Below are 17477 nucleotides of genomic sequence, written 5' to 3'. Positions count from 1 at the left end.
GATGAAAAGAATACTTATTCCGCTGTGTCTGGTAGTAGGCAGCCACATGGCAAGCGGGCAGAGATCGTATCAATTTGATGCGCCGAACCGTTTGTTTGTCGAAGGCAAGGAGTTGTTTAGTTTGAAGAATTATTCAGGTTGCATCGATAAACTGGAGGCGTATAAACAGCATTCCACGGATGCCGACTTGATTCAAGAAGCCGATTATATGTTGGTCTACTCTGCTTATGAGCAAGGTCGTCCCAATGCCGTTGAGTTATTGAAAGATTATCTGGATGTGTACCCGGCTTCCCGTCATGCGGACGAGGTGAACTTCTTGATCGGTTCCGCCCATTTCGGACTGGGAGAGTATCAGAAAGCTATCTTTTGGTTTAACGAATCGAACATTGATATGCTAAGTCCGGAACAACAGGAGGCTTATTGTTTCCGTTTGGCTTATTCCTTGTTGCAAACCGGGGATATGGAGAAGGCCCGTGGTTATTTCGCACGGATCGAGCAGATCGGAACGAAGTACCGGGAAGCATCTACCTATTATGTCGCTTATATCGATTACGCGACCGGTAAATACAACAATGCCTTGGTGGAATTTACCCGCTTGAAGGACTTGCCTGATTATAAGGAGCGATCTTTGTACTATATCACGCAAATTTATTTTATACAGAATAAATACGAGAAAGTGATCAGCGAAGGCAAGGAATTGTTAGCCTCTTATCCGGATAGCGAGAACAATAGCGAGGTTTACCGTATCATGGGTAACGCCTACTATCATCTGGGAAATGAGGATCAAGCGATTAATATGCTGAGTAAATATGTATCCTCGACGGATAGCCCGTTGAGGGGCGATTTATATATCTTGGGCGTATGTTATTACAATAAGGGTAATTACAGTAGTGCCGTGAACGCTTTGGGACGGACCGTTCGTGAGAACGACGCCCTTTCGCAGAACGCTTATCTGTATCTGGGGCAAAGTTATCTGAAATTAAAAGATAAGAATAACGCCCGTATGGCCTTCGAGGCTGCCGCGACTTCTTCTTTCGATAAGCAAGTGAAAGAGGCGGCTATGTATAATTACGCTTTATTGATCCACGAGACCGCTTTCACGGGCTTTGGCGAGTCGGTGACAATCTTCGAGGATTTCTTGAATGATTTCCCGAATTCCAAATATGCCGATAAGGTAAACGATTATCTGGTGGAGGTTTATTTGACTACCAAGAACTATCAAGCGGCTCTGAACTCTATCGATAAGATCAAGCATCCGAGTACGAAGATCTTGGAGGCGAAACAAGATATCTTATTCCAGTTGGGAACGCAGGCGTTCACGAATATGGAATTGGATAAGGCGGTCGATCTTTTCAGCCGTGCGATCTCACTGGGCGCTTATAATCTGGAATCTCGTAACGACGCTTATTTCTGGCGTGGGGAATCTTATTATCGTCAAGGTGAGTATAATAAGGCGATTTCCGATTATCGTACCTATTTGAATAATACCCGCCAACGTAATACGGATATGTATGCCTTGGCACATTATAACTTAGGTTACAGCTACTTCAAATTGAAAGAGTATGGAGAGGCGTTGAACCGCTTCCGTCAATACGTGAATCTGGAAAGCAATCAGCAGACTCCGGCTTATGCGGACGCTTATAATCGTATCGGCGATTGTTTATTCCACAACCGTCAGTTCGCTATGGCGGAAGAGAATTATACCCGTGCGGCGCAATTGCAACCGTCCGCCGGAGATTATTCGGTGTATCAGAAGGGTTTCTTGCTTGGGTTACAGAAAGATTATAAGGGAAAGATCAGCGTAATGGATCGTTTGATCCGTGATTTCCCGGAATCACAATATGTGGATGATGCCTTGTTCGAGAAAGGACGTTCTTACGTGTTATTGGATAATAATCAAGCGGCTGCGGCAAGCTTTGAGCAATTGATGCGTGATTTCCCGCAAAGCAGTCTGGCTCGTAAGGCCGGCGTACAGCTTGGTTTGATTTACTTCAACGACAATCAGCCGGAGAAAGCGGCCGAGGCTTATAAGAGCGTGATTAGCAATTATCCGGGTAGCGAGGAGGCGAAAGTGGCCTTGCAAGACTTGAAGTCCGTATATATCGAGTTGAACGATATCAATTCGTTTGCCGCCTATGCGAATTCATTAGGTGGAAATGTTCGTTTCGAGGTGAGTGAGCAAGACTCCTTGACCTATTTGGCAGCCGAGAAGTTATTTATGCGAGGCGATAATGAGGGCGCTCGTCGTAGCTTGACGAATTATTTGCAAACCTTCCCGCAGGGAGCGTTTAGCTCGAACGCTAATTTCTATTTGGCAAGTATCGCTTTTGCCAAGAAAGATCTGGAGGAGGCGAAACGTCTGTTCTCGTTGGTATTGGAGAGCGGTGATACGAAATTCAGGGAAGAGTCTTGGGCTCGTAAAGCTGAGATCGAGTATCTGGATAAGGATTACGCCGCCGCTATGGAAAGTTTCAAACACCTACAGGCGGTAGCGGAGAATCCGGAGAATAAGGAGGCCGCTAAATTGGGCTTGATGCGTTGCGCCGAGTTGACCGGTCAGCCGCAAGAGGCTTTGCTTGCCGCCAACGATTTACTGAAGGAACCGAAGCTATCTCCCGAGATTATGTCCGAGGCCCGTTATGTCCGTGCGAAGGCTTATATCAGCTTGAAGCAGGAGAACAAGGCGTTGGCCGACTTGAAAGAGATCAGCAAGGATACCCGTACGATACACGGGGCGGAGGCTAAATATCTATTGGCTCAATTGTATTATGATAATAAGGATGATAAGAATGCCGAGACTGTCTTGATGAACTTCATCGAGAACGGTACGCCTCACCAATATTGGTTGGCACGGGGCTTTATCTTGTTGGCTGATATTTATATCCGCCAAGGTGATGATTTTCAAGCTCGTCAATATCTGACCAGTTTGCAAAACAACTACAAGGGCGATGATGAGATCGCCGCGATGATCGAAGACAGATTGGGTAAACTAAAGAAATAAAAGAAAGCGATGAAGACTATATATAATGTAAAGGCGTTGTGTGTGGTAGCTTTGCTGGGTTCGGCTGCTGCTGCGAGTGCGCAAGAGGATGTTACGAAAGAAAAGAACCTGAACCGAGAGATGACGCTTGAACGGGAGTATGATCCTTCCGTGCAGGACGCCAGCAAGGTAAATACGCTTCCCGTGGTGAAAGAGCCGGAGGTTCGTAAGATCCCGATCGATTACTCGAATTATACGATCGCCGCCGATCCGCAGAAAGAGATTAGTTTGTTGCCTTCCGGAAATATCATGACGCAGATGGATAACAACAAGCGCCGGGGATATTTTAACTTCGGTGTAGGCACATATCTGAATATAAACGGTGATTTGGGATATCATATCTTGAGTACCGAGAAGGATAAGTTGAATATTTGGTATTCACATCGTTCTACGAATGGAAAGGTGAAATATATTCAGATGGACGATGAGAAGGTGAAGGCGAAGATCAACGATAATCTGGGAGGCATCAATTTCAAGCATGTTTTTGATAAGACGATATTTAGTATTGGTGCGAAGTACGGATATTCGGCGTTTAATTATTATGGACTGCCTATTGCGGATGCTTGGTCTATGATGGCAGAGGGTAGTTTGGATAGAGTGGATCGGGAAACAAACCAAGTAAACCAGACGATAGCTGCTAATATCGGATTTGAGTCGAAGGAAGATGCGCCGTTCGGGTACTTACTGGATTTGGGCTATATAAATTTCTCCCATAAATACGGGCTGGGCAAACCAGCGGATGGTCCTACAGAACATACTTTTGACGCTAAATTCGATTTGAATGCCGGTTTTAACGGGAATATGCGGATTGGCTTGGGTGGACAGGTAGAGTATTTCAACTATAGTTTACCCGGAAAAAAAGAAACTACATCAGGTACCTATTATACTTATGAGTTCGAGAATCATGCGGAAGTAATCCTTTCCCCATATTATAAGGTAGAGGGGGATAGCTGGAACTTGAAATTGGGTGCTAATGTGATGTTGGTGACCGGTGATAATAGTAAGTTCATGGCTTCACCCAATATTGCGGCAGACATAGAGGTGGCAGATAAGACCTTGCTTTACTTAAACGCTGGTGGTAAGTTATATTCCAATAGTATGTATGAGACCTCTTTGGTGAATCGTTATGTAAATCCTACAAAAGAGATCGCCCCCTCCCGTAATTGGTTGGATGCTACTTTAGGTATAAAGAGTGGCGTGGCTCCGGGATTTTGGTTCGATGTATTCGCCGGTTATAAGATAACGAGCAGCGATGTGCTTTTCTTGCCGTCGAGAATTTATGATAGAGATCACTTCGGGAATTTCAGCGAGGCTATGTCTGATATCGATACGAAACAGCTTTTTATTGGCGCTAACTTGAAGTATAGTTATCAACAATTGTTCGATGTGTCTTTAAAGGGAGTATATAATAATTGGAAAGCGAATTTTGGTGATACATGGATTGGTGGGGAAGCTAACGGGGAACTAGCCCATGCTTGGGGCAAACCTGAGATGGAAGTGACGGCAGGCTTGACGGTTCGTCCGGTAAAGAATGTCTCCGTATTGCTGGACTATTATTTGGCTACTGGACGTTATACCCAATTAGGTGGAGCGGGCGAGTATAAGATGAACAACATCAACGAGCTAAACCTAACAGGTACCTATACCTTCAACGATACCTTTGGTGTTTACGCTAAGTTGAATAATATCCTTTGCCAGAAGTATGAGGTATATTACGGATATCCTTTGCAAAGCTTTAGTGCGATGATTGGCGTGAATATCAATTTCTAACACTTAAAATAGGAAGGATGGGTGACATAAATATCAAACAACTGGAAAGCCTTCGCTGGAGGATGCGGGTGATCGAGACGCTGACCGTGATCGGGACGGCGTGGATCGCCTTGGCGGTTTACCAGAAGAAGGAAGAACTGGTTTATTATTTGGTGGGAGCCGTAGTCCTTCTATTCCTGTTAAAGTATTATACGCAATTCCGTCTGCGAAAAAGACAGTTCGTCTCTAATCTCGTGGAGCAGCGGACGATGGAATTGCGTTTCCAGCGGGATGCGATGCAAGCGGAGTCGGAGAAACTATCCCGTGCCCTTTCTGCTTTGGCGGACGCTCAGGACGAGTTGGTTCGTAAGGAACGTCTGGCATCGATCGGCCAATTAACGAAAGGTCTGGTGGATCGTATCTTGAATCCCTTGAATTATATCAATAACTTCGCTCATTTGTCTGCCGCATTAGCGAAAGATATCAAGCAGAATATCGATGAGGACGAAGAGACCGGTAAACACGATAATTATAATGATACGCAAGAACTGCTGGTTCTTTTGACCGGCAATCTGGATAAGATCGCCAAGCATGGTGATAACACGGTGCGAATCGTAAAAGCGATGGAAGAATTGCTGAAAGATCATTCGGCGAATCGAACCTGCGTGGATATTAATGATTTATGTAGGGTCAATCTGGATATCTTGCGAAAGAATTACGCGAAGGAGATCGAGAAGAATCAAGTAGATCTATCATTCTCCGGGCTTTCCGTACCGTTGACAATCGAGGTGAATATCGATCAGATGGGAAAAGCCTTGTCGCAGATATTGGATAATAGTATATATGCGGTCTTGAAAAAGGCCGGAGAGCCGGGATATCAGCCTTCTGTCTCGTTGGTATTGCGTATTCAAGCGGATAAGTTGCAAGTGGTTATCCGTGATAATGGCGTCGGTATAGAAGAAACGATAAAGACGAAAGTCTTTTCTCCGTTCTTTACCACCAAACCGACCGCGGAAGCGGCAGGAACAGGTCTTTACTTGAGTCGGGAGGTCGTGTTGAACCATAAGGGTACGATCGCTATCGAGTCGGAGAAAGATAAATATACGGAAGTTACGATTACGTTGCCTATTTATAGTTAGGAAAGGAGGTTCATCATGATACAGGATTTACATACTGAGATCGATCGGTTAAAAAGGCGGATTAAACTTTGCGAGCGGGTTACGCTGGGTAGCTTGGTCGGTATTTGTGTATCTGTGAAGTTCGGTCATCAAGAATGGATCGGATTGCTTTTCTTGATTCTGTTTTGCCAGATCTCTAAGTTGGTTTTCAAGCGGAAACTCAAACAAAAAGAGTATTTGGTAAAAGAGGTAGAGGAGCGTACGCAGGAGATCCGTTCGGAGAAAGACGCGATCCAAGAGGAATCCGAGAAATTGGCGGCGGCTTTGAAAGCCTTGGGTGAGGCGCAGGACGAGCTGGTCCGTAAGGAACGGATGGCTACCGTAGGGCAATTGACCCAAGGTTTGGTGGACCGTATCTTGAACCCACTGAATTATATCAATAACTTCGCGAATCTGACATCGGGGCTGGCCAAGGATCTCCGGGAAAATCTGGATAGTCAGAAAGAGCATCTGAAACCGGATGTGTATGATGACTCGGTAGATTTGCTGAATATGATGACCAGTAATTTGGAGAAGATCTCTGAGCATGGTTTCAATACGGTCCGTATCGTTAAGGCGATGGAGGAATTGCTGAAAGACCGAAGAGGTAATCTTACGCTTACCAACATAAACGGATTATGCCGGATCGCCTTGGATAAATTGAAGAAAACGTATGAGCAGGATATTCAAGAGAAGAATATCCGGATTGTTTTCGATAATTTGACGCTGTCTTTGATGATGGAGGTAAACGTGGAGCAGTTCAGTAAGGTTCTGGCCGGGATATTGAAAAATTCCATGTATGCCCTGTTGAAGAAATCGGAGACCGTGACTTTTAGTCCGGAGATATTCCTTGGATTGAAAGTCAATAAGGATATGCTGGAAATAACGATCCGGGATAACGGGTCCGGTATCGACGAGAATATAAAAGATAAGATATTCGCTCCTTTCTTCACGACAAAGACAACGGGGGAAGCGGCCGGCGTAGGGCTTTACCTATGCCGTGAGATCGTGCAAAACCATCGGGGAACCATCGAGGTGGAGAGTAAGAAAGGAGAATATACCCAGTTTCTAATTACGATCCCTGTATATCAACCGAAAACAATTACACCGCCTAAAGAGGAGGAATAGATATGGAAGACCAGAGTAAGGAAATAGAACGGCTACGTTTGCAAGTGAAGAACTTAGAGAAATTATCTTCTTTAGGTATGTTGAGTGCCGGGATTGCGCATGAGATCCAGAATCCGCTCAACTTTGTCATCAATTTCAGTAAGCTGTCCTCTAAGTTAGTGGATGACTTGGAAGATATATTAGAAGAAGAGAAAGATGTCTTACCTCCGGAATCTTGGGAGAAGCTGACCGCCTTGCATGAGGAGTTTAGCGAGATCGTTAACGATTTGCATGGTAACTTGAAGAAGATCGAGGAACATGGAAACCGGGCGACAAGTATCATCCGGGGTATCTTGCTTTATTCCAGAGGGAAGGATGACGAGTACATCCCTACGGATATCAAGAATCTGGTGAAGGAATATGTTTGGCTGGCTTATCATTCGATGCGAGCGAACTATAAAGGTTTCAATATTGCGATCCGGGAGCATTACGAGGAGGGGCTTCCGATGCTGAAAGTGATCCCGCAGGATTTGAGCCGTGCGGTATTGAATGTCATGAATAACGCTTGCTATGCGGTCTATAGTAAATCCAAGCTCTCGCCGATCGGGTATGAGCCGGTTATATCCGTGGATCTACGGAAGGAGGGAGATTCTTTAAGATTAAGTATCGAGGATAATGGTATCGGTATGCCGGAGAATATCCGGGAGCAGATATTCTCCGCGTTTTTCACCACGAAACCGGTGGGAGAGGGAACTGGCTTGGGGCTATCTATCACTCGATCCATTATAGAGGAGAAGCATGACGGGAAGATAGAGGTGGAATCGAAAGAGGGTGAGTTTACCCGTTTCATATTCCTTATTCCATTAACGAAATAAACAGAAGAATTATGGCGATCAAGATATTAAGCGTAGACGACGAACAGGATCTGGAAGCGTTGCTAACCCAATATTTCCGTCGGAAGATCCGTAAGGGAGAGTATGAGTTCTCCTTTGCCCATAATGGCTTGGAGGCGTTGAGGATGATGTTGGACCATCCGGACTTTGATATCATATTGAGCGATATCAATATGCCGGAGATGGATGGTTTGACATTGCTGACGAAGATTAACGAGATGCGTAACCCGGCCTTGAAATGTATCATCGTATCGGCTTACGGGGATATGGAGAATATTCGTACCGCCATGAACCATGGTGCTTTCGACTTCGCTACCAAGCCGATCGATATGGAGGATCTGGAACGTACGATCGAGAAGGCGGTCGAGCAGATTTCTTTTATCAAGGAGGCCCAAAAGGAACATCATCAGCTAGAGGAGATACAATACGACTTGAACGTGGCACGTGAGATACAGCAATCGATCTTGCCGAAGCAGTTCCCTCCGTTCCCGCAATATAAGCAATTCGATCTTTATGCGACCATGAGTGCGGCGAAAGCCGTGGGGGGTGATTTCTATGATTTCTTCTTGGTGGACGATAATCATCTGGGTTTTACGATCGCTGACGTGTCGGATAAGGGGATTCCCGCCGCTATTTTCATGGCGATCAGCCGTACGGTGATCCGTGCTACGGCGCTTAGGCAGCTTTCCCCGGCGGTCTGCATGAAGGAATCGAATGATCTATTGTGCCGTGAGAGTGTCAATGGGATGTTTGTCACTACTTTTTATGCGATCTTGAATATCCATACGGGCGACGTGGTTTATTGCAATGGGGGGCATAATCGTCCGGTTTGGATTCGTAAGAACGATAAGGTATCTCTTTTGCCGATGACTGGTGGGATGGCCTTGGGAGTCGTGCCGGGATTAGCTTATAAAGAACAATCCTTGAAACTGGAGGCGGGAGACAGCTTGTTCCTCTATACGGATGGAATCAGTGAGGCGATGAACCTGCGGAATGAGCAATATGGAGATATCCGTTTGGTAGAGGCTTGTAGCTCCGTAAAGAACCAATCCCCCAAATCCATGATCGAAGGTATATCCGAATCCGTCCATTCATTCGTGAACGGCGCTACGCAGAGCGATGATATTACGATGTTGGCGCTGACTTATAAAGGATAATCATCTGGATAAAGGTAATTTCTTAAAGTTTACTTATATGAAAAAAGCATTTTCTGTATTTTTATCATTTTGCCTGTGTACTATTACCATGCTAGGCTTTACCGCTTGCGGTGATGATGAGCATGAGGATAAGCATGAGCATGGGCGAAGGACGGATCTAGTTGATGAGTTTGGTCGTATTCGTTGGGACGATCGGGTGAATCTATGGGCCATAGTTTGTTCCAAACCAATCGATTTCGTGGGTAATTACTATGTGGAGGATATGCCGATGGCTTATCAGCAGGAGGGGCTGAATGTTCGTTTCAGTGGAGTGGGCTATTCCTTGGAAGAGGGAAAGATTCCACCTACTATGTTGACAGAGGAATTCTTCTGTCTGCATGACTATACGATTACTCCCATGGAAGATTGAAATCTAAAGAAACATAAATTCATTGTATATCTTGTAGAGACGGGGCACGCCCCGTCTCTACAAATTACGATGGGCATTCTTAGCACCTAACATTGCCCATTATAAGCACTTTATAATGCCCATTGTAAGCCTTTAACGATGCCTATTATGAAGAGCTTACGTTATAGGTTGTAAATGAGCATTATACAAATAAACGCTATATCAATAACAACTAACTTCATAAATGCATAAAGTCGAGTTACTTGTACTTCTAGAATTTATTTGGGTACGGGTGCTCTGTCTTCTTAATGGTTGTACATATCCTTATTATAAAAATCCAGCACCTTGATCGCCATATCGTAGGCCGCTTGTGCCGGGCTTTCCGGATTGATCTCTATCGCTTGTAGGTAGCTGTTGAGGGCTAGGCGTACGTTGCCTAGTTTATAATGAGCTTTTCCGAGGAGAAACCAAGCCTCGTCGGATCTCGGTTGCTCCGTGAGGTAAGCGTCCAAGAGCCGGATCGCTTCTTCTAGTTTATTCTCTGAAATAAGTCGCTTTATCTCTTCCATATTTTTGAATAACCTTTTGATTTTGTCTCGCGAAGGTAAATAGAAACGAGTGACTATATATATAATGTATAGGAAAAAACGCTTTTTTAGTGACCGATATACCGCGTACGTTAATTATTTGTGTAAGTTTGCACCCGATTTCTAACCAGCAAAAAATAGATATGCAAAAGAATTTGGTAATAGTGGAGTCACCCGCCAAGGCAAAAACCATCGAGAAGTTCCTCGGAAAGGACTATAAGGTTATGTCTAGCTATGGTCATATCCGCGACTTGAAAACGAAAGATTTCAGTATAGACCTCGAACACAATTATGCCCCGGAATACGTGATTCCCTCTGACAAGAAGAAACTCGTGACCGAATTGAAGAACGAAGCGAAGAAAGCCGAGCAGGTTTGGTTGGCTTCCGATGAGGACCGGGAGGGAGAGGCCATCTCTTGGCATTTATATGAGGTATTAGGATTGAAACCTGAGAATACGAAACGTATCGTTTTTCATGAAATTACCAAGAACGCTATATTACATGCGATCGAGACGCCGAGAGATATCAATATCGATTTGGTGAACGCGCAGCAAGCCCGTCGTATCTTAGACCGTATCGTGGGTTTCGAGCTATCCCCCATTCTTTGGCGTAAGGTGAAGCCGGCTTTATCCGCGGGGCGCGTGCAATCGGTTGCCGTACGTCTGATCGTAGAGCGGGAGCGAGAGATCAACGAGTTTGTCTCGGAGGCCGCCTACCGTGTGATCGCTAGCTTTATCTTGCCGGATGGTACGACAATCCTCAAGGCGGAGCTGAACCGTCGTTTGAAAGATAAGGAAGAGGTGGAGGCATTCCTTGAATCTTGCAAGGACGCTTCTTTCACGATCGATGATATCTCGAAAAAGCCGGTGCGTAAGACACCAGCCCCTCCTTTTACGACATCTACCTTGCAGCAGGAGGCCGCCCGTAAGTTGGGGTATTCGGTCTCGCAGACCATGATGATCGCCCAACGCCTGTATGAGTCCGGATTGATCACGTATATGCGTACTGACTCCGTGAACTTAAGTGATTTGGCTTTGGGGACGGCAAAAGAAGCTATCTTGGATACCTACGGTGAGAAATATTATAAATTCCGTCAATATCATACCAAGAGCAAGGGAGCGCAAGAAGCGCACGAGGCGATTCGTCCGACCTATATCAGCCATGATGAGATAAGCGGGACCGCTCAGGAAAAGAGATTATACGAATTGATCCGCAAACGTACGATCGCTTGCCAGATGGCGGACGCCGAGTTGGAGCGTACGACGATCTCCGTAGGCATCGGCGGCAAGAAAGAGAAGTTCGTGGCTACCGGTGAGGTCATTACTTTCGACGGTTTCCTTCAGGTGTACCGCGAGAGTTTTGATGACGAGAATGAGAAGGAACAGGAAAACGGCCTTCTTCCTCCGGTTACCTTGAACGAGGTATTGAGTATGAAGGACATCGTCGCTACCGAACGTTTCACGCAACGTCCTCCCCGCTATACGGAAGCAAGTTTGGTTCGCCGTTTGGAGGAATTGGGAATCGGTCGTCCTTCTACCTATGCGCCTACGATCCAGACGATCCAGAATCGGGAGTATGTCGTGAAAGGGGATAAGGAAGGAACGGAGCGTACTTATAATATCATAACCTTGGCTCAGCATACGATCAAGGAAGTCCAAAAGACGGAGATCGTAGGAGCGGACCGGAATAAGTTGATGCCAACCGATATCGGTACGGTCGTGAATGATTTCTTGATGGAGTATTTCCCGGGTGTTATGGATTATAACTTCACGGCGAGCGTGGAGAAGGAATTCGATGCCGTAGCGGAAGGCGAGATGGTATGGACGGACGCGATCGATAAATTCTATAAACTATTCCATCCGATCGTGGAAGAGGCAGCCTCTGTCCGTACGGAGCATAAAGTGGGTGAGCGTGAATTGGGTATCGATCCGAAGAGCGGCAAACCTGTTTTCGTGAAGATCGGTCGTTATGGCCCAGTCGTACAGATCGGGCAGGCGCACCCAGAGGATAAAGAGGCTCCTAAACCTCAATTCGCTACCTTGATGAAGGGGCAGTCTATCGAGACGATTACTTTGGAAGAAGCCTTGAAATTGTTTGATCTACCCCGTACGATCGGTGAATATGAAGGTAAGGTCATGGTTGCCGCTGTCGGACGTTTTGGCCCATTTATCCGTCATGACGGAAAGTTCGTATCCATACCGAAGGGCTTGAATCCTTTGTCGATAACAGCCGAGGAAGCTATCGAGTTGATCGAGGCAAAAAAACAAAAAGATGAGCAACGATTTATCAAGAAGTTCGATGAGGATCCGGAAATGGAAATCTTGAATGGTCGCTTCGGCCCTTATATCTCTTATAAGAAAAAGAATTACAGAATTCCTAAGACGATAGAGAAACCAGAGAACTTGACCTTGGAGGAATGCCAGAAGATAATCGCCGAGGCGGGAGAAAAACCTGCTGCGACGAAGAAACGTACGACACGGAAAAAGGCTTGATTATAGCTCTAAAAATTCATAGTTATGATTTACTAAACTCATAACTATGAATTTTTCAAAACATAACTATGATTTTTTTAGACATCGATGCCCGTAAATTCTTTTAACGCATATCCGATCAAGAAGCTTAATGCGGCCACGCTAAAACTAAGTACTGCCATCTCGGTAAAACGCTTCCGGAAACTCTCGCTTCTCGCTATGGAATAATAATAGTTGAAAAGGGCGATGATGCTTAACGCTATGATGAGCATAAGCCCTAAAGCCATTAATACGTTCGATATAAAGATAAATGGAGCGACCAAGGCGACTACCGTAAAGATATAAGCTATTCCCGTATAGATCGATGCCTTAACAGGATGTTTCCCGTTTTCATTTCCATTCTCGGACTTGGTAGATAGATATTCGGAGGAAGCCATGGATAATGCGGCGGCTATTCCAGTGATGCTTCCGGTCAACGCTATTAATCTAGAGTCGCTCAAGGCAAGGGTAAAGCCAGCTAAAGCACCTGTAAATTCTACTAAAGCGTCATTTAGCCCCAGTACGACAGAACCCATATATTCCAACCGTTCCTCATTGATCAAGGCGATCAACCTCTGCTCATGCTCATCCTCGTCACGTGCGATTTGTTGCAAATCCGGATACTCATCATAAGAGGCGTAATCATTCTTGGCGCTTTCCTCGCTACCTTCCATTAGCTTAATGGCGAAAGTAATCCCCAAGATACGTGCCAACCAGTAGTATTTAGTGACACGTAATTTATTCGGGGAGATCTCTTGCCCCGTATACTTTTTCAGGATCGTATAATGTCCTTTCTCGTCATTCGCTATCTGTAGTAATACTTCCTTGTTGCTTGGATCTTTCTCGATAGCGGCGAGTTGCGTATAGAGAAGGCTCTCCGTGATTTCATTTTGTTGAAATCGAAGGAGAGCCTTTCTTGTTTTCTCGTTTATGTTCATCTTCTATCGTTACATTCTTTCCGGAACCTCGATGCCTAATAAATCCATACCGGATTTCACGATCTTAGCTACATTGGCGGATAAGACTAAACGGAAGTTCTTCAATTCCGGATTCTCTTCGCGAAGGATGGAGAAATCGTGATAGAATTGATTGTATTCCTTTACCAGATCATAAATATAGTTGGCGACACAGGCCGGGCTGTATAGCTTACCTGCCTCTTTCACGATCTCCGCATAATCGGCGATCATTTGGATCAGGTTCTCTTCTTTCTCGGAAATGGCGAAAGTAAGCGGTAACTGCTCCGGTAATGCGATGCCCTGTTCCGCTGCTTTGCGCAATACGGAATGGATACGGGCGTAGGTATATTGGATGAATGGTCCCGTATTTCCGTTGAAGTCGATAGACTCTTTCGGATTGAACGTCATATTCTTGCGAGGGTCTACCTTTAATATGAAATATTTCAAGGAGCCAAGACCTACGATACGGGCGATATTCTCAGCCTCTTCCGGAGTCATCTCGTCCAATTTCCCTAATTCTTGGGAAATCTCGCGTGCGGTACTGATCATCTCGGCCATCAAATCATCGGCGTCTACGACCGTTCCCTCACGGCTCTTCATCTTACCTTCCGGTAGCTCTACCATTCCGTAGGAGAAGTGGACCAATCCCTTGCCAAACTCGAAGCCTAACTTATCCAATAAGATCGATAATACTTGGAAGTGATAATTCTGCTCGTTCCCTACCACATAGATCATCTTATTGATCGGGTAATCATCGAAGCGCAGCTTGGCGGTACCGATATCCTGCGTCATATAGACGGAAGTTCCATCCGCACGAAGCAATAATTTCTCATCCAGCCCGTCTTTCGTCAAATCAGCCCATACGGAGCCGTCTTCACGGCGATAGAAAATCCCTTTCTCTAGGCCTTCCATCACCTTGCCTTTTCCTTCCAGATAGGTTTGAGACTCGTAATAAATCTTATCGAAATCTACGCCCATCATCTTATAGGTCTCGTTGAACCCGGCGTATACCCAATTATTCATCATTTCCCAAAGCGCACGCACCTCTTTGTCTCCGGCTTCCCATTTACGAAGCATCTCACGGGCTTCCGCCATCAAGGTGGATTGAGCCTCAGCTTCTTCCTTGGTAAGGCCTTTCGCTTCTAACGCATGGGTTTCCTCTTTTAATTTGTTGCTGAATAATACGTAAAAGTCACCGATCAGATGGTCACCCTTCTTTCCGGTAGACTCTGGGGTAGCTCCATTTCCCCATTTCTGCCAAGCCAACATGGATTTACAGATATGGATACCACGATCGTTTACGATATTCGTCTTTACGATCTGGTTACCGTTCGCTTTCATGATCTTCGATAAGCTGTATCCTAATAAGTTATTGCGGACATGGCCCAAGTGAAGCGGTTTATTTGTATTGGGAGAGGAATATTCGATCATAACCAAAGGCGACTGCTCGGTAACTGGAATGATACCGTAAGCAGGCTGCTCATTGATCGAGTTCAGTAAATCGATCCAGCAAGAGCAAGCGACCGTCAGGTTAAGGAATCCTTTGATTACATTAAATTCAGCTACCGCTGGCTCGTTTCTCAACAAGTACTCACCGATTTCCTGAGCGGTCTGCTCCGGAGATTTCTTCGACATGCGAAGGAATGGGAATACGACTAGGGTCAAGTGCCCCTTGAATTCTTTTTTCGTTTTTTGTAACTGCACTTGGCTAGCGGTGACATCCGCTCCGTACAGCTCTTTGATGCCGGCTATGATAGCCCCGGTAATCTGTTGTTCGATAACCATATTCGTCTAACTATAATTCGGATTTTATTTTGTACGCGAAGGTACACAAAAAAAGGATACAATTTGCATCGTATCCTTCTTCTATAGAGAATAATGGTGTTTCTTATTTGATTAGCTCGTTCAATTCAGCACCAGCCTTGAACTTCACGGCCTTGCGAGCTGCGATTTCAATGGTTTCTTTAGTTTTCGGGTTAACACCTTTACGAGCGGCCTTCTCTGACACAGAGAATGAACCGAAGCCAAGTAGAGCGACTTTACCGCCTTCTTTTAATTCGTTAGAAACTGTGTCAACAAAAGCTTCTACTGCCTTTTTAGCATCCACTTTGCTGAGACCTGATTTTTCAGCGACTGCACTAATAAATTCTGATTTGTTCATGATGGTTTGACTGTTAATATATTAAACAAAACTATGATAACCGATAGACGGCTCCAAATGTAGTTTTATTTTGAAATATCACAAAAGAAAAACCTACTTTTTTTACCGATTTACATATGTTTTAGTATTATTATGGGCAAAAACGGCTAAAATATATTTACCTTTGCCGCTAAATTAACGTAGTATATGATGAATCAGACAAATTCGGGGTTCTTAAATAGTATCCCGCCGGTAACGAAAAATCTTATCATTATAAACTTGCTATTTTGGGTAGCCAGCCTTGCACTGCCGAAAGTCGGCGTCGATTTAGTGGATTTATTAGGGCTTCACGTCCCGGGTGCTACCGACTTCAAGGCTTATCAGATCGTTTCTTATATGTTCATGCACGATACCCATTCGTTTGCGCATGTGTTTTTTAATATGTTCGCCGTTTATATGTTCGGCCGGGTATTGGAGAACGTATGGGGGCCCAAACGTTTCTTGATTTTTTACTTCGTGACGGGTATAGGCGCCGGTTTGGTACAAGAGGTGGTATGGTTCTTTAATTTGCGGGATGTGATCTTCGCTAGCCAAGACATGATAAACTTGAATGGAGCCCAGATTATCAGCAAAAGCGAGTTCTTGAATTATTTCGTGACCATTGGCGCTTCGGGTGCCGTATTCGGAATCTTGTTGGCATTCGCGATGATCTTCCCGAATGTTCCTTTGTACTTGATGTTCATACCGATCCCGATTAAAGCCAAATATTTCGTAATATTTTATGGTCTTGCCGAACTATTTATGGGTGTGGCTAGTTTTGGTGGCGATACGGTAGCGCATTTCGCTCATTTGGGGGGTATGTTATTCGGTTATTTCCTAATTCGTTATTGGAAAAAGAAAGATGCAGACAATGGACGGTATTTTTACTAATTTGAAGCGTACGTTTCAGTCGGGTAATATCCTGTCGAAACTGATATATATAAATGTAGGCTTGTTTATCTTGATACGTTTGGCCAGCGTATTGTTTATGCTCTTTAATGTGCAAGGGGTGCCTTTCTTGCAGTATTTGCAGTTACCGGCTTCTCCGGAACTTTTGCTCTTCCGTCCGTGGACGTTGTTTACTTATATGTTCACTCATTTTGACTTCTTGCATATCTTGTTCAATATGCTTTGGTTGTATTGGTTCGGGGGATTGTTCTTGAATTTCTTCAGTGAGCGGCAGTTGGGAGGCTTGTATATATTGGGAGGTCTTGCCGGTGCGATATTGTTTGTCCTTGCTTATAATATTTTCCCTTATTTCCAGAATGTGGCTTCTTTTAGCTATTTGATGGGGGCTTCGGCATCTGTTATGGCGATCGTTTTCGCCGTGTCGTTTTACCGGAAGGATTTGGAGATTAATTTATTCTTGATCGGAAGGATCAAATTAATTTATTTGGCTATCTTTACGCTGGTAATCGATTTGTTGGCGATGACTTCTGATAATGCGGGAGGACATATCGCCCATATCGGCGGGGCTTTGTTTGGTATGTGGTTCGCTTCCCGTATTCGTAATGGAAAGGACTTGACCGCTCCAATGAATCGGTTGATCGACTGGTTCGTGAATTTGGGCAAACGGAAACCGAAGATGCGTGTGACTTATAAACGTAACGAGACGGATTATGAGTATAACGCACGTAAACATCAGGAGTCGGTGGATCTAGATACTATACTGGATAAATTGAAACGTTCCGGTTATGAGAGCCTTTCCGCTGAAGAGAAAAAGCGACTTTTCGACGCCAGTAAGAAATAACAGA

At 44.9% G+C, this 17477-nt stretch carries 14 protein-coding genes; 10 read left to right on the top strand and 4 right to left on the bottom strand.

Annotation, left to right across the window (positions count from 1 at the left end; genetic code table 11):
• The first annotated feature begins 1 nt into the window (after nucleotide 1).
• Genes ACESPU_RS20130 through ACESPU_RS20100 form a run of 7 tightly spaced genes read left to right on the top strand, consistent with a single transcriptional unit; the run spans nucleotide 2 to nucleotide 9512 of the window.
• The gene (locus ACESPU_RS20130; protein ID WP_122368997.1) at nucleotides 2-3001 is read left to right on the top strand and encodes a tetratricopeptide repeat protein; all 3000 of its coding nucleotides are present in this window, start codon (nucleotides 2-4) and stop codon (nucleotides 2999-3001) included.
• Nucleotides 3002-3010: 9 nt separating this feature from the next.
• Entirely contained in the window at nucleotides 3011-4810 is a 1800-nt protein-coding gene (locus ACESPU_RS20125) for a TonB-dependent receptor (protein WP_122368998.1), read from the top strand.
• 17 nt (nucleotides 4811-4827) lie between these two features.
• Nucleotides 4828-5928, top strand: a complete 1101-nt coding sequence (locus ACESPU_RS20120; protein ID WP_005867656.1) for a sensor histidine kinase — start codon at nucleotides 4828-4830, stop codon at nucleotides 5926-5928.
• A gap of 15 nt (nucleotides 5929-5943) precedes the next feature.
• Complete coding sequence (locus ACESPU_RS20115) at nucleotides 5944-7074, top strand: sensor histidine kinase (RefSeq protein WP_008779247.1); 1131 nt, start codon at nucleotides 5944-5946, stop codon at nucleotides 7072-7074.
• Between the two features lie 2 nt (nucleotides 7075-7076).
• The gene (locus tag ACESPU_RS20110; protein WP_005859269.1) at nucleotides 7077-7928 is read left to right on the top strand and encodes a sensor histidine kinase; all 852 of its coding nucleotides are present in this window, start codon (nucleotides 7077-7079) and stop codon (nucleotides 7926-7928) included.
• 11 nt (nucleotides 7929-7939) lie between these two features.
• Entirely contained in the window at nucleotides 7940-9103 is a 1164-nt protein-coding gene (locus ACESPU_RS20105) for a PP2C family protein-serine/threonine phosphatase (protein WP_022192001.1), read from the top strand.
• 37 nt (nucleotides 9104-9140) lie between these two features.
• Nucleotides 9141-9512, top strand: coding sequence for a hypothetical protein (locus ACESPU_RS20100; protein WP_022192002.1), 372 nt, complete (start codon nucleotides 9141-9143; stop codon nucleotides 9510-9512).
• 284 nt (nucleotides 9513-9796) lie between these two features.
• Here the strand turns inward: ACESPU_RS20100 and ACESPU_RS20095 are convergent, their stop codons facing one another.
• On the bottom strand, nucleotides 9797-10060 hold the full coding sequence (locus ACESPU_RS20095; protein ID WP_005859264.1) for a tetratricopeptide repeat protein: 264 nt from the start codon (nucleotides 10058-10060) through the stop codon (nucleotides 9797-9799).
• A 161-nt stretch (nucleotides 10061-10221) separates the two neighbouring features.
• Between ACESPU_RS20095 and topA the strand changes: the two genes are divergently transcribed.
• Nucleotides 10222-12570, top strand: coding sequence for a type I DNA topoisomerase (topA, locus tag ACESPU_RS20090; protein WP_008777893.1), 2349 nt, complete (start codon nucleotides 10222-10224; stop codon nucleotides 12568-12570).
• A gap of 77 nt (nucleotides 12571-12647) precedes the next feature.
• Here the strand turns inward: topA and ACESPU_RS20085 are convergent, their stop codons facing one another.
• The 3 genes from ACESPU_RS20085 to ACESPU_RS20075 form a co-directional block, all read right to left on the bottom strand.
• Nucleotides 12648-13526, bottom strand: a complete 879-nt coding sequence (locus ACESPU_RS20085) for a VIT1/CCC1 transporter family protein (RefSeq protein WP_005867660.1) — start codon at nucleotides 13524-13526, stop codon at nucleotides 12648-12650.
• A 9-nt stretch (nucleotides 13527-13535) separates the two neighbouring features.
• Nucleotides 13536-15329 (bottom strand): arginine--tRNA ligase, encoded by a 1794-nt coding sequence (gene argS / locus ACESPU_RS20080; RefSeq protein WP_373133621.1) that lies wholly within the window; start codon nucleotides 15327-15329, stop codon nucleotides 13536-13538.
• Between the two features lie 103 nt (nucleotides 15330-15432).
• Complete coding sequence (locus ACESPU_RS20075) at nucleotides 15433-15705, bottom strand: HU family DNA-binding protein (RefSeq protein ID WP_005859256.1); 273 nt, start codon at nucleotides 15703-15705, stop codon at nucleotides 15433-15435.
• A gap of 186 nt (nucleotides 15706-15891) precedes the next feature.
• Between ACESPU_RS20075 and ACESPU_RS20070 the strand changes: the two genes are divergently transcribed.
• Both ACESPU_RS20070 and ACESPU_RS20065 read left to right on the top strand, forming a co-directional pair.
• Nucleotides 15892-16614, top strand: a complete 723-nt coding sequence (locus ACESPU_RS20070; RefSeq protein ID WP_005867662.1) for a rhomboid family intramembrane serine protease — start codon at nucleotides 15892-15894, stop codon at nucleotides 16612-16614.
• Nucleotides 16595-17473 (top strand): rhomboid family intramembrane serine protease, encoded by an 879-nt coding sequence (locus tag ACESPU_RS20065; protein WP_234078348.1) that lies wholly within the window; start codon nucleotides 16595-16597, stop codon nucleotides 17471-17473. The genes ACESPU_RS20070 and ACESPU_RS20065 overlap by 20 nt, the downstream gene beginning before the upstream one ends.
• Nucleotides 17474-17477 lie beyond the last annotated feature (4 nt).

The organism is Parabacteroides sp. 20_3 (assembly GCF_964238835.1).
GTDB lineage: Bacteria > Bacteroidota > Bacteroidia > Bacteroidales > Tannerellaceae > Parabacteroides > Parabacteroides distasonis.
Note: the sequence above shows the minus strand (reverse complement) of the source record. Positions and strands in the feature narration are given on the sequence as shown.

Excerpts from the sequence above, each read along its gene's own strand:
- ACESPU_RS20100 (WP_022192002.1), top strand. The coding sequence starts at position 9,141 with ATGAAAAAAGCATTTTCTGTATTTTTATCATTTTGCCTGTGTACTATT.
- ACESPU_RS20125 (WP_122368998.1), top strand. The coding sequence starts at position 3,011 with ATGAAGACTATATATAATGTAAAGGCGTTGTGTGTGGTAGCTTTGCTG.
- argS (WP_373133621.1), bottom strand. The coding sequence starts at position 15,329 with ATGGTTATCGAACAACAGATTACCGGGGCTATCATAGCCGGCATCAAA.
- ACESPU_RS20120 (WP_005867656.1), top strand. The coding sequence starts at position 4,828 with ATGGGTGACATAAATATCAAACAACTGGAAAGCCTTCGCTGGAGGATG.
- ACESPU_RS20110 (WP_005859269.1), top strand. The coding sequence starts at position 7,077 with ATGGAAGACCAGAGTAAGGAAATAGAACGGCTACGTTTGCAAGTGAAG.
- ACESPU_RS20070 (WP_005867662.1), top strand. The coding sequence starts at position 15,892 with ATGATGAATCAGACAAATTCGGGGTTCTTAAATAGTATCCCGCCGGTA.
- ACESPU_RS20130 (WP_122368997.1), top strand. The coding sequence starts at position 2 with ATGAAAAGAATACTTATTCCGCTGTGTCTGGTAGTAGGCAGCCACATG.
- ACESPU_RS20105 (WP_022192001.1), top strand. The coding sequence starts at position 7,940 with ATGGCGATCAAGATATTAAGCGTAGACGACGAACAGGATCTGGAAGCG.
- ACESPU_RS20095 (WP_005859264.1), bottom strand. The coding sequence starts at position 10,060 with ATGGAAGAGATAAAGCGACTTATTTCAGAGAATAAACTAGAAGAAGCG.
- ACESPU_RS20085 (WP_005867660.1), bottom strand. The coding sequence starts at position 13,526 with ATGAACATAAACGAGAAAACAAGAAAGGCTCTCCTTCGATTTCAACAA.
- topA (WP_008777893.1), top strand. The coding sequence starts at position 10,222 with ATGCAAAAGAATTTGGTAATAGTGGAGTCACCCGCCAAGGCAAAAACC.
- ACESPU_RS20065 (WP_234078348.1), top strand. The coding sequence starts at position 16,595 with ATGGACGGTATTTTTACTAATTTGAAGCGTACGTTTCAGTCGGGTAAT.
- ACESPU_RS20075 (WP_005859256.1), bottom strand. The coding sequence starts at position 15,705 with ATGAACAAATCAGAATTTATTAGTGCAGTCGCTGAAAAATCAGGTCTC.
- ACESPU_RS20115 (WP_008779247.1), top strand. The coding sequence starts at position 5,944 with ATGATACAGGATTTACATACTGAGATCGATCGGTTAAAAAGGCGGATT.